At 72.7% G+C, this 12,317-nt stretch carries 11 protein-coding genes; 8 read left to right on the forward strand and 3 right to left on the reverse strand.

The features are described from left to right. The first annotated feature begins 4 nt into the window (after positions 1-4). Complete coding sequence (locus tag ABIE67_RS39030; RefSeq protein WP_370266292.1) at positions 5-1,369, forward strand: GH1 family beta-glucosidase; 1,365 nt, start codon at positions 5-7, stop codon at positions 1,367-1,369. A gap of 3 nt (positions 1,370-1,372) precedes the next feature. On the opposite strand, the gene ABIE67_RS39035 is transcribed toward ABIE67_RS39030, so the two are convergent. Both ABIE67_RS39035 and ABIE67_RS39040 read right to left on the reverse strand, forming a co-directional pair. Further along, positions 1,373-1,765 carry an SCO5389 family protein gene (locus tag ABIE67_RS39035; protein ID WP_370266293.1) on the reverse strand — a complete coding sequence of 131 codons (393 nt, stop codon included), beginning with the start codon at positions 1,763-1,765 and terminating at the stop codon, positions 1,373-1,375. A gap of 55 nt (positions 1,766-1,820) precedes the next feature. Beyond that, positions 1,821-2,795 carry an ATP-binding protein gene (locus tag ABIE67_RS39040; RefSeq protein ID WP_370266294.1) on the reverse strand — a complete coding sequence of 325 codons (975 nt, stop codon included), beginning with the start codon at positions 2,793-2,795 and terminating at the stop codon, positions 1,821-1,823. Between the two features lie 171 nt (positions 2,796-2,966). On the opposite strand from ABIE67_RS39040, the gene ABIE67_RS39045 reads away from it, so the two are divergent. Genes ABIE67_RS39045 through ABIE67_RS39060 form a run of 4 tightly spaced genes read left to right on the forward strand, consistent with a single transcriptional unit; the run spans position 2,967 to position 8,029 of the window. Beyond that, complete coding sequence (locus tag ABIE67_RS39045) at positions 2,967-3,503, forward strand: GNAT family N-acetyltransferase (protein WP_370266295.1); 537 nt, start codon at positions 2,967-2,969, stop codon at positions 3,501-3,503. A gap of 3 nt (positions 3,504-3,506) precedes the next feature. Continuing rightward, a complete protein-coding gene (locus tag ABIE67_RS39050) occupies positions 3,507-5,003 on the forward strand; it encodes an ABC transporter substrate-binding protein (protein ID WP_370266296.1) in 1,497 nt (498 codons plus the stop codon). 3 nt (positions 5,004-5,006) lie between these two features. Then, positions 5,007-6,803 (forward strand): ABC transporter permease subunit, encoded by a 1,797-nt coding sequence (locus ABIE67_RS39055; RefSeq protein ID WP_370266297.1) that lies wholly within the window; start codon positions 5,007-5,009, stop codon positions 6,801-6,803. After that, positions 6,800-8,029, forward strand: a complete 1,230-nt coding sequence (locus ABIE67_RS39060; protein ID WP_370266298.1) for an MDR family MFS transporter — start codon at positions 6,800-6,802, stop codon at positions 8,027-8,029. The genes ABIE67_RS39055 and ABIE67_RS39060 overlap by 4 nt, the downstream gene beginning before the upstream one ends. A gap of 598 nt (positions 8,030-8,627) precedes the next feature. Here ABIE67_RS39060 and ABIE67_RS39065 read toward each other — a convergent pair. After that, on the reverse strand, positions 8,628-9,389 hold the full coding sequence (locus ABIE67_RS39065; RefSeq protein ID WP_370269369.1) for a CDP-alcohol phosphatidyltransferase family protein: 762 nt from the start codon (positions 9,387-9,389) through the stop codon (positions 8,628-8,630). A gap of 108 nt (positions 9,390-9,497) precedes the next feature. Between ABIE67_RS39065 and ABIE67_RS39070 the strand changes: the two genes are divergently transcribed. The 3 genes from ABIE67_RS39070 (at position 9,498) to ABIE67_RS39080 (ending at position 12,278) form a co-directional block, all read left to right on the forward strand. Then, the gene (locus ABIE67_RS39070; RefSeq protein ID WP_370266299.1) at positions 9,498-10,481 is read left to right on the forward strand and encodes a zinc-binding alcohol dehydrogenase; all 984 of its coding nucleotides are present in this window, start codon (positions 9,498-9,500) and stop codon (positions 10,479-10,481) included. A gap of 163 nt (positions 10,482-10,644) precedes the next feature. Next, positions 10,645-11,043, forward strand: a complete 399-nt coding sequence (locus tag ABIE67_RS39075; protein WP_370266300.1) for a 6-pyruvoyl tetrahydropterin synthase family protein — start codon at positions 10,645-10,647, stop codon at positions 11,041-11,043. Between the two features lie 26 nt (positions 11,044-11,069). Then, a complete protein-coding gene (locus tag ABIE67_RS39080; protein ID WP_370269371.1) occupies positions 11,070-12,278 on the forward strand; it encodes a glycosyltransferase family 4 protein in 1,209 nt (402 codons plus the stop codon). The last annotated feature ends 39 nt before the right edge of the window (positions 12,279-12,317 follow it).

The following is a 12,317-nucleotide window of genomic DNA, read 5'->3' on the forward strand; positions in this document are numbered from 1 at the left end:
CTCCGTGTCCGACCGCATCGACCTCGCCGCACTCCCGCACGACTTCCTGTGGGGCACGGCCACATCGGCGTACCAGATCGAGGGAGCCGTGGCGGAGGACGGTCGTTCCCCGTCGATCTGGGACACGTTCTCGCACACACCGGGCAGGATCGCGGGCGACGACCACGGCGATGTCGCCTGCGACCACTACCACCGCTGGCCCGAGGACATCGGACTGATGCGTCAACTGGGCACGAACGCCTACCGGTTGTCGATCGCCTGGCCCCGCGTCATGCCGGGCGGCGACGGCAAGGTCAACGCGAAAGGCCTGGCGTTCTACGACGAGTTGGTGGACGGACTGCTGGCGGCCGGCATCACGCCCTCCGTCACCCTCTACCACTGGGACCTGCCGCAGCCCCTGCAGGACCGGGGCGGCTGGCCCGAGCGCGAGACGGCCGAGCACTTCGCGGCGTACGCGGCCGTCGCCGCCGAACGCCTCGGCGACCGCGTCACCCACTGGGCCACCCTCAACGAACCCCTGTGCTCGGCGTGGATCGGCCACCTGGAAGGCAGGATGGCCCCCGGCCTGACCGACCTGACGGCCGCCGTCCGTGCCTCCTACCATCTCCTCCTCGGGCACGGCCTGGCCACGCAGGCGATCCGCGCCGCGGCCCCCGGGGCCGAGGTCGGCATCGTCAACAACCTCTCCACCGTCCACGCCGCCTCCGACCGCCCCGAGGACGAGGCGGCGGCCCGCCGCATGGACGGCCACACCAACCGCTGGTGGCTCGACCCGATCCACGGCCGAGGCTTCCCGGCGGACATGCGGGAGGTATACGGCGTCGAACTCCCGGAACGCGCGGGCGACTTGGACATCATCGCCGCCCCCCTGGACTGGCTGGGCCTCAACTACTACTTCCCCGCGACCGTCGCCGACGACCCCGCCGGCCCGGCCCCGCGCGCCCGCCAGATCCGCCGTGCCGGCGTGCCGCGCACCGGCATGGACTGGGAGATCGACGCCGGCGGCATCGAGACGCTCCTGCTCCGCCTCACCGACGAGTACGGCGCCCGTCGCCTCTACGTCACCGAGAACGGCTCCGCTTACCCGGACGTCGTACGCCCCGACGGCACCGTCGACGACCCGGAGCGCCAGGACTATCTGGTCCAGCACCTCGCGGCCTGCGCCTCCGCCGCCCGCAAGGGCGCCCCGCTGGCCGGGTACTTCGCCTGGTCGCTGCTCGACAACTTCGAGTGGGCGTACGGCTACGACAAGCGCTTCGGTCTCGTCCACGTCGACTACGGCACACAGGCCCGCACCATCAAGGGCTCCGGCCACCGGTACGCGGACATCATCCGCGCACACGGAGCCCGGGCCGAGCGCGCGGCCTGACGGTCAGCAGTCCCGGAACTCCGGCGACTGGTTCAGCACCTGCGACCGCACCGACGTGAACCGCGCATACGTCTCCCCGTCGCGGCCCTCCGGCCGGAACGCCGCCACCCGGTGGCAGTTCTGGAAGGCGAGGGTCACGCCGAAGTGCCGTTCCAGGCTGCCGCGGATCGCGTCGCTGGCGAGGGCGCGCAGGAGCTGGCCGCGTTCCCGCTCGGACGGGGGAGGGGTCTGGTTGTCCGTGAACTCGGCGGTTCCTTCGCGGAGTTCGGCCGCGAGGGAGGCGATCAGGTCGTAGGCGTACGGCAGCGAGGTGCGGACGGTGTCCACGAAGTCCTCCTCGCGGATGTCACCGTGTTCGGCTTCGGCGAGGAGCTTCGGGGAGACGTCGAGAGACATGTGCTTGTTTTCCTGTTCCGGGGGAGGGGGCGGTGCTTGGGGGGATGCGGTGCCGTCAGGCCAGTGCCGCCGGGCCGGCCGGCAGTGTGCCCGGCACGAAGTCCGGGTCGACCTGGGCGGCCAGGTCACCGCCCGTCCTGTCGTCCGCCCAGGCGCGGGCGTTGCGCAGATGGAACTCGACGGCGTGGCGGTGGGTGGTGGGCCAGTCCTTGGGGTGGGCGTCGACCGCCTCGCGGAGGACATTGAGGGCGTGGACGTTGTGGGACTCCAACTCGCCCTGTTCGCGGCCCTGTTCGGCCGCGCGGACCCATGGGGAGTGGACCAGGTGGGTGAGGAGGTCGTCGCCCACCTCCTCCTTGAGGAAGAGCAGGTCGTCCTCGCCCGTCACCTTGTTGCCGATGACCGCGAGGCGGATGCCGAACTCGCGGGCGTGGTCGCGGTACTGGCGGTAGACCGAGACGCCCTTGCGGGTCGGCTCCGCCACCAGGAACGTCATGTCGAAGCGGGTGAACAGTCCCGAGGCGAAGGCGTCCGCGCCCGCCGTCATGTCGACCACCACGTACTCGCCCGGTCCGTCGACCAGATGGCCGAGGTAGAGCTCCACCCCGCCGAGCTTGGAGTGGTAGCAGGCCACCCCGAGGTCGCTCTCGTCGAACTCGCCGGTGACCATCAGGGGTACGTCCACGCCCTGGGCATCCACGCGCCGGACGTGCCGCGCGTGCAGTTCGTCGTCGCCGAGCAGGGTCAGCAGGCGTGAGCCGCTGCCGGGCGGAGTGGTCTTGATCATGGCGTCGGCGGAGGGGATGCGCGGGTTGGTGCCGCGCAGGAACTCCTTGATGTCCCGCACATGGGCGCCGAGCGGCGGGGCGTCCAGGGCGTCCCCGTCATGGCCCAGTGCCTCGGCGAGGTGCTGGTTGATGTCGCCGTCGATGGCCAGCACGGGCGCGCCGGAGCGGGCCAGATGGCGGGAGAAGAGTGCCGACAGGGTGGTCTTGCCGCTGCCGCCCTTGCCGACGAACGCGATGCGCATCAGCGGCACCCCGCCTTCGCCACCAGCGTACCCTTTTTGAAAATGGATGTCATGTGGCAAGGTTGGAGGTGATCTTCGATCACTGTCAAATCCCCAGAGCCGTAAGGGGGTTGCGGGGCAGGGCGGGGGTGGCTGGAAAGGCCTTTCGCGCTTGATGCATATGATGTGCAAGTGCACGACTACAGCATCAGGGCGGCGAGCCCGGACGACCTCGACGGTGCGCGAGCCCTGATGCTCGACACCGTCTACCACGACTTCGGCACCGGCTATGTGCCGCGCTGGCACGCGGACATCATCGACCCGGCCGCCGCCTATCTCGCCCCGCCCCGCCACACCCTCCTCGTCGTGCTCGACCCGCGCGACCACGGTGTCGTCGCCACCGCCGCCCTCGACTCCCGCGGCCCGGCCCACCCGCCGAACCCGCGCGACCTCGCCGAGCGCTACCCCTCCGGCGAGACCGCCCAGCTACGCCGCGTCTACGTCCGCCCCGAGCACCGCAGGCGCGGCCTCGCCCGGCGGCTCGTCGACGAGCTGCTCGCCTTCGCCGCCGCGGACGGCGGCTACCGCGCCGTCTATCTCCACACCGACCCGAAGGTGCCGGGCGCCGAGAGCTTCTGGCGCTCGCTCGGCAAGGTCGTGCACGACGAGCGCGAGGACACCGACGGCGGCAACGGCGTCGTCCACTTCGAGATACCGATGGAGCGATAGACCGTGCCACGCCGAACCCGCCCGCTCCTCGCCGCCCTCGCGCTGGCCCCGCTCCTCGCCGGCTGCTTCGCCTCCAGCGGCGGAACCGACTCCGCCGACGGCGCCGACGCCGGCTCCCGCCTCCGCGTCGCCCTGGCCTTCCCGCCCGCCGAGAACCTCTCTCCGTACGGCGCCGACTCCACCATCCTCAGCCGCCTCGGCGTCACCGAGGGCCTGACCGCGCTGGACGCCAACGGCGCCGCGGCTCCCGCCCTCGCCGCCTCCTGGCGCCAGGAGGACGACCGCACCTGGCTGTTCACCCTGCGCGAGGCCACCTTCCAGGACGGCACCGCCGTCACCCCGGCCGCGGTCGCCACCGCGCTCACCCACGCCGCCCGCGCCAAGCCCGTCCCGGCCGCCCTCTCCGGCGTCACGTTCACCGCGAAGGCCGACGGCGGCACCGGCGTACGGATCACCACCAAGACCCCCGACCCCGTCCTGCCCCTGCGCCTGTCCAGCCCGTCCCTCGCCATCCTCTCCGGCAAGGCGTACGGCCAGAGGGACAAGGTCGACCCGGTCGGCACGGCCACCGGGCCCTTCGAGCTCACCAAGGTCCTCGGCGCCACGGCCGCCACCCTCGACCGCTACGACGACTACTGGGGCGGCCGCGCCCAGGCCCCCGGCATCGACGTCAAGTTCGTCGCCGACGGCACCGCACGCGCGAGCGCCCTGCGCACCGACCAGGTCGACCTCGCCGAGGCGATCCCCGTCGCCCAGGCCGCCACCCTCGACAAGGCCACCCGCGAGGCCACCGCCACGACCCGCACCACGAGCCTCCTCCTCAACACGGAGAAGGGCCCCTTCAAGGACGCCGGGCTCCGGGCCGCCGCCCGCGAGGCCGTCGACACCTCCGCGCTCGCCAAGGGCGTCTACGAGGGCTACGCCGACCCCGGCGCCGGCATCTACGGGCCCGCCGTCACCTGGGCCGCCGGCAAGCGGACCGAGCCGGCCGGACGCGCGAAGGCCGGCAAGCCCGACGGGACGCGCATCACGCTCGCCACGTACGACAACCGGCCCGAGCTCCCGGAGGTCGCCCAGGTGCTGAAGCAGCAGCTGGAGGAGGCCGGGTTCGAGGTCACGCTGGAGGTGCGCGAATACTCACGGCTGGAGAGCGACGCGCTGGACGGCGAGTTTGACGCTTTCGTCGGCGCCCGCAACAGCCTGGTCGACACCGGCGACCCCGTCGGCGTCCTCGCGAGCGACTACACCTGCGACGGCAGTTACAACCTGGCCCTGCTCTGCGACAAGGACGTCGACCGGGCCGTGGCCAAGGCCGCGGACATCGCCGACACCGCCGAGCGACAGGAGGCGGCGATGGCCGCCGAGGCCGAGATCCTCGGCACCGACACCGTCCTACCCCTGGTCCACCAGCGCATCATCACCGGCGTCGGCAGCTCCGTCCGAGGCGCGCTCCTCGACCCGTACGAGCGCACCCTCGTCGGCATCGGCACCCGGCGCTGAGGCATGCGGCGCCAGGCAGTCACGCTCCTGTGGCGTGCGGGGATCGCGGCCGCCCTGGTGTGCGCCATCGGCGTACTGCCCTGGCTCACGCACACCGACCCCGCGCTCACCGTGCTCAAGGCCCGGTCGGCGGACCGCGACCCCACGCCCGGGGTACTGGCGGACATCCGTGCCCAACTCGGCCTGGACCACGGCCCGTTCCACCTCCTCGGTGACTGGCTGGGCGGGCTGTGGCGCGGGGACGCCGGCCGGTCCTGGATCTCCGGCAGCGAGGTCGCGCCCGCCGTGCTCCAGGCCCTGGGCGTGTCCCTGCTGCTGATGGCGGTGGCCCTCGCGGTCGCCACCGCCACCGCCGCGCTGATCTGCGCCCGCACCCTGTGGCTGGGCGCCCACCGCCGACTCGACGGACGGCGGGCCGGAGGCAGCGGTTCGGCCGTCCTCGCAGCCCTCCCCGAGTTCCTCACCGCGTCCGTACTCGCCACCGTCGTCGGCGTCCAACTCGGCTGGCTGCCCGCCCTCGGCTGGTACGGCCCGCAGTGGACGATCCTGCCCGCCCTCGCCCTGGGCCTGCCCGCGGGCGCCGTCCTCGGCCGGCTCCTCGACGACCTCCTGCCCGGCGCCTTCGCCGAGCCCTGGGCCCTGGCGGCCACCGCACGCGGACTCCCCGGCCGCACGGTCGCCCGCCAGGCCCTGCGCCGCTGCCTGCCCGGGCTGCTCCCCAACACCGGTCTGTTCGTGGTCGGACTGACCGGCGGATCGGTCACCGTGGAGCAGATCTTCGACATCCCCGGCCTGGGCCGCACCACCCTCCAGGCCGCCCTGGCTCAGGACCTGCCCGTCCTCCAGGCCGGCACCCTCGCCCTCACCCTGCTCGCCGCGGCGGCCACCGGCCTGGCCCACCTCCTCACCCGCCAGCTGATCGGCCCCGCCCTGCGCGACGGAGCGCTGCCCTCCCTGCACCGCCCGACACCACCAGCCCGCACGATCCTGCCGTTCGTCCATACCGCCCTGCTCCTCACCGTCATCGCCCTCGGCCTGCCCCGCGACCCGCTGACCCTCGACACCACCGAGCGCCTGGCCGCCCCTTCCCCCTCCCACCCGTTCGGCACCGACGCGCTCGGCAGGGACGTCCTCGCCCGCGTCGGCCACGGCGCCCTCGACACCCTGCTGCTCGCCCTCGCGATCACCGCCGCCACCCTCCTCACCGGCGTGGCACTCGGCCTGCTGCCCCGGCTGTCCGGCCCGCTCGTCGACACCGTCACCGCACTGCCGCCGGTCCTCGTCGCCCTGCTCGTCACCGCGGTCGTCGGCAGCGGAACCGCCACGCCCGCGCTCGCCGTGGCCGCCGTAGCCTGGGCGCCGCTCGCCGCCCACACCTCCGCACTGCTCCGACAGGAACGCGCCGCCCTCCACCTCACGGCCACCCGGGCCCTGGGGGCCGGCCCCTGGTACCTCCTGCGCCACGAACTCCTGCCCGCCGTCGTCCCGCCCGTCACCCGCCACGCCCTGCTCCGCCTCCCCGGCGTCGCCCTCGCCCTCGCCTCGCTGGCCTTCCTCGGCCTGGGCGCCCAGCCGCCCTCCCCGGAATGGGGCCTGCTCCTCGCCGAGAACCAGCCCTACGCCGAGCGCGCCCCCTGGGCGGTCCTCGCCCCGGCCGCCGTACTCGCCCTGCTGGGCGCGCTGGCGGTGACGACGGCGGGAGGCATACGGAGCGAACGGCGACGACGGGCCGGCACCGAGCCCGCCCTCCCACTGCCCGAAGATCAAGCCCCCACCCGGGAGTTGGTGAAGACCGGATGACCTCGCTCCTGTCGCGCGGCCTGCGCAGCAAGGCGCCCGACCGTCCCCGCGTCTCCACCCTCCTCCGCCTCCTCATCCTCACCCAACTCGCCTTCAACATCGGCTTCTTCGCCGTCCTGCCCTTCCTCTCCGAGCACCTGGGACAGGCCATCGGCATGGCGGGCTGGCTGGTCGGGTTCGTGCTGGGGCTGCGGACCTTCAGCCAGCAGGGCCTGTTCGTGGTGGGCGGGGCGCTGGCCGACCGGTACGGCATACGGCCGGTCGTGCTCACGGGCTGCGTACTGCGGATCGCCGGATTCGCGTGGCTCGGTTACGCGCAGCAGACATGGGCGGTCATTGCCGCGGTCCTGCTGATCGGGTTCGCCGCCGCGCTGTTCTCACCGGCCGTGGAGTCCGAGGTGGCCCGGCAGGCGGTGTTGTGGGAGGAGTCGGGGGCCGGTTCCCGCACCCGCGTCCTCGCGCTGCTGACCGTGGCCGGACAGGCGGGCGCGTTCATCGGCCCCTTGCTCGGCGCACTGCTGCTGTCAGTGGACTTCCGTACGGTCTGCCTCGCCGGCGCCGCGATCTTCGTACTCGTCCTCGCCGGGCACGCGTGGCTGCTGCCGCAGCACATACCCGGGCGGGGAGGCGTACGGTTCCGCGGCGGCATGGGCAAGCTGCTGCACAACCGCCGCTTCCTCGCCCTGTGCTGCGCGTACGGCGCCTACCTGCTCGCCTACAACCAGCTCTATCTCGCCCTCCCCGACGAGGTGGAGCGCGCCACCGGCTCCCAGGCACCGCTGGCCTGGCTCTTCGCCCTGTCCTCGCTGCTGGTGGTGACGGCCCAGCTGCCGGTCACCCACTGGGCGGAGGAACGGCTCACCCTGCGCCGGTCCATGGTGGCCGGCCTGCTGCTGATCGCGGCCGGGTTCGCGGTCGTGGCCGCCGCCCTCCCCGCCGACCGGACTGGCACGGCGGCCCTGTTGCCCGCAGCCGGTTTCGTCATCCTTCTCACCTTCGGCCAGATGCTCGTCGCACCGGTCGCCCGCGCCTGGGTCTCCGACCTCGCCGAGGAGGGCCGACTCGGCCTCTACACCGGCGCGTTGTCCTCGATCTCCGGCCTGATCGTCCTGATCGGCAGCTCGGCGACGGGGACCCTCCTGGACACCGGCCTGCCCCCCGCCGTTCCCTGGCTGGTGCTGGTGGCCGTACCGCTCGCGGCCATCGGGTTGCTGCCGCGCCGGTAAGGCCCGCCGCATGGACGTTCAGGCGGAGATCGCCCGCGAGGCGAGCCCAGAACCCGCGACAGCCTCCGGCCTTCTGCCGCCGATGCCCTCGCCCCCGCCGCCCCTGCCCATCCCATCCCCAGGGGCCCGCCCCTTCGACCCCGCAAGGGGGCTGCCGCCCCCCGGACCCCCGCTATCGGCCTGCGGCCTCGTCCTCAAACGCCGGACGGGCTGAAGATGCCGGGACCCGCACCGAAAAGTGGCCGCCGCCGCACGCGAGGCGAAACCCTGCGCGTAGGTGGGGGATCAGGCCAGCGCCCCCACGCGCCCGTAGTCGCCCACGGCGGTGAGGGGACGCGTCGGGGGGTGTCCGCCCGCAGAGTCCGGTGTCAAGAAACAGCACCTCCTGGCAGTACGCCAGCCACCGGACCGAGGACGGACACCCCCCGACGCGGCCCCGACCCCCCCACCCACCCGCACGCGCTACGCGCACCCCCACCGGACACCAGCGGGCCGCCGCAGGCACCTCAGGGGCGCGGGGCTGTGTCGAATGTGCGGCTACCGCCGCGTGGGCGCGACCAGCCCCCACCCACCGAGACGGGCCGCCGCAGGCACCCCCTCAGGACGCCACAAGCTCCCGCACCCCCGTCACCCCCACCTGCCGCCGCGTGCGCGACGTCCGGTACAGCCACAGGATGTCCCGGCCGAACGACCAGACCAGCGCCGCCAGAGCCGCCGCGGTGACCGCGAACGTCGCCGCGTAGGGGAAGAAGCCGGACGCGGCCAGCAGCAGGAACACGCCCTGCATCGCGGCGACCGTCTTGCGGGCCGTGCTGGGCGGAAGCGGGGCGTTCAGCCAGGGCCAGAAGCGGGCGGCGGCGACGAAGCCGTAGCGCATGGCGCCGATCAGGAGAACCCACGGACCCAGCGACATCGAGACGTACACGCTCAACACCAGGATCAGGAACGCGTCCACCTCCATGTCGAAGCGCGCCCCCAGGGCTGTCGACGTGCCCGTGCGCCGGGCCACCTTGCCGTCCACACCGTCGAGGATCAGGGCGACCGCCGTCAGGCCGACGAACAACGTCACCGGCGGCGAGCTCTGGAAGGAGTCCGCCACCAGCGCAGTCACACCACCCACCAGCGTCGCCCGCCCGAGGGTGACCCGGTTCGCCGGGCCGAAGGAACGCAGCCGGGACCGGTGCAGGGCCAGCGAGAGCAGCGCCCAGGAGGCGATGGCGAAGACGAGGCCGGTCAGCAAGCCCGCCGGCCCCATACCGATCGCCGGACCGAGCAGGGCCAGCAACAGGATCTGCACGCCCGCTCCCACAGCGGTCTCCTGCTGGACCAGCCTTGCTTCGTACGTGTTGTTCAGGGCCACCGCACATTCCTCCGGCCAGATGACAGAGTCGATCAAGGCCGCGTACTGTGCGCGACCTGTGCACACCTCGGTACGTGAACAGCTTCCCGATCGTTCAGGAGGATTCCGATGAACCGCACCGCACGTGCGTTCTGGCTCAGCTCTCCGGGTGAAGGAGAGATCCGGGAGGTCACCCTGCCGGAACGGGGCGAGGACGAAGTGCTGGTGCGGTCGCTGTACTCCGGAGTCAGCCGGGGCACGGAGACACTCGTGTTCCGGGGCGGCGTCCCCGAGAGCCAGTACGCGGCCATGCGGGCGCCGTTCCAGGAGGGCGAGTTCCCCGCCCCGGTGAAGTACGGGTACCTGAGTGTCGGCGTGGTGGAGGAGGGGCCGGACGAGCTCGTCGGGCGTACCGTCTTCTGTCTTCATCCGCATCAGACCCGGTACGTCGTCCCCGCGAGCGCCGTGACCGTAGTGCCGGACACCGTGCCCGCCGAACGGGCCTTCCTGGCCGGCACCGTCGAGACCGCCGTCAACGCCCTCTGGGACGCCGCACCCCTGGTCGGCGACCGGATCGCCGTGGTCGGCGGCGGCATGGTCGGCTGCTCGGTGGCCGCCCTGCTGGCCCGCTTCCCAGGGGTACGGCTCCAGTTGGTCGACGCCGATCCGGGCCGGGCCGAGGTCGCCAAGGCCCTGGGTGTGGGCTTCGCCTCGCCCGAGGAGGCGCTCGGCGAGTGCGATCTGGTCGTCCACGCCAGCGCCACCGAGCAGGGCCTCGCCCGGTCGCTCGAACTGCTCAGGGCCGAGGGCACGGTCCTTGAACTCAGCTGGTACGGCGACCGGCAGATCAGCCTGCCGCTCGGCGAGGCCTTCCACTCCCGCCGGCTGAACATCCGCAGCAGCCAGGTCGGCACCGTCTCCCCGGCCCGCAGCGGCAGCCGTACGTACTCCGACCGGCTCGCCCTCGCCCTCGACCTGCTCGCCGACCCGGCCCTGGACGCCCTCGTCACCGGGGAGAGCGCCTTCGAGGAGCTGCCCGAGGTGATGCCGAAGCTCACCTCCGGGGAGGTCCCGGCGCTCTGTCACCGCGTCAGGTACACGGACACCCCCTGACGGACTCGTTCATTCCCGGACGACATTCCCGGACGACAAGAGCGCCTGACCTGAGAAAAGAGTGAGAGACGGCTGAACAACGGGAAGCGAAGAGCCGTACTACACGGCATCCCCGGCGGCAATCAGCCGGGGACTAGGCGTACCGCACCTGGAGGGTCGTCCGTTGTTCAGCATCACCGTCCGCGATCACATCATGATCGCCCACAGCTTCCGCGGCGACGTCTTCGGGCCCGCACAGCGTCTGCATGGAGCGACGTTCCTGGTGGACGCCACGTTCCGGCGCGAGCAGCTGGACGACGACAACATCGTCGTCGACATCGGACTGGCCACGCGGGAACTGGGCGCCGTCGTCGGGGAGCTGAACTACCGGAACCTCGACAACGAACCCGACTTCGCCGGCATCAACACCTCCACCGAGTTCCTGGCCAAGGTCATCGCCGACCGGCTCGCCGAGCGGATCGAGAAGGGCGCGCTGGGCGAGGGTGCCCAGGGCCTCGCGGGCCTCACCGTCACCCTGCACGAGTCGCATGTCGCCTGGGCGAGTTACGAGCGTGCGCTGTGACCGACGTGACGCTGGAGAAGAGGCCCCTGCACCAGCCGGGCCCGGAGAAGACAGATAAGACGGACAAGGCGGGGGTGACCAAGCTCGGCTATGTGCCGGTGCAGCACTCCGTCCTGAAGAACGCCGAGATCATCCCCATGTCCCTGCGCTCCGTGCACTTCGTGATGCCGGGCGGCGTCGACGACCCGACCGTGCCGAGCGGCGGCAACGCCTATGACCGGCGCGTGAGTCTGGACCTGCCCGGCTTCGGCTGGCAGGTGCACAAGCACGCGGTGGACGGCAGCTGGCCCTGCCCCGACGCCGCCGCCCGCACGGAACTCGCCCGCACGCTGCGGGAGTTCCCGGACGGCACGGTCGTCCTCCTGGACGGGCTGGTCGCCTGCGGCGTGCCCGAGATCATCGTCCCGGAGGCGGAGCGGCTGAGCCTCGCGGTCCTCGTCCACCTCCCGCTCGGCGACGAGACGGGGCTCGACCCCGTCGTGGCCGCGGAACTCGACGCCCGGGAGCGGACGGTGCTGCGGGCGGTCCCCGCGGTGATCGCCACCAGCGACTGGGCAGTCCGCCGCCTCGTCTCCCACCACGGCCTCGCCCCCGAACGGGTCCATGTCGCCGCCCCCGGCGCCGACATCGCGCCCCTCGCGTCCGGCACGGACGGCGTGTCCCGCCTGCTGTGCGTGGCCGCCTTGACACCGCGCAAGGGACAGCACCGGCTGGTGGAGGCCCTGGCGGCGGTGACCGACCTGCCCTGGAGCTGCGTGTGCGTGGGCGGGCTGAACCAGGACCCCGAGTACGTGGCCGAGCTGCGGTCCCTGATCGCGCGGCACGGCCTGGAGGACCGGCTGATCCTCGCGGGCCCGCAGGCCGGCGCCGAACTCGACGCCAGCTACAACACTGCCGACCTCATGGTGCTCACCTCCTACGCCGAGACGTACGGCATGGCGGTGACGGAAGCGCTCGCGCGCGGTATCCCCGTACTGGCGACGGACGTCGGCGGGCTGCCGGAGGCGGTCGGCCGCGCTCCCGACGGCGGTGTCCCCGGCATCCTCGTCCCCCCGGAGAACCCCGCCGCGATCGCCGCCGAACTGCGCGGCTGGTTCGGCGAGGCGGACGTACGACGCCGACTGAAGGCGGCGGCCCGCGGACGCCGGGCCGCCCTGAACGGCTGGGCCGGCACGGCCCGCAGCCTGGCCGCGGTACTGGGCCGACTGCCTGACGAACCCCGGAGGGCGGCATGAGGAAGACGGCGAGGACACGGACCGGCGGGACGATTCCGG

Origin of the sequence: Streptomyces sp. V4I8 (genome assembly GCF_041261225.1) — a bacterium.
GTDB lineage: Bacteria > Actinomycetota > Actinomycetes > Streptomycetales > Streptomycetaceae > Streptomyces.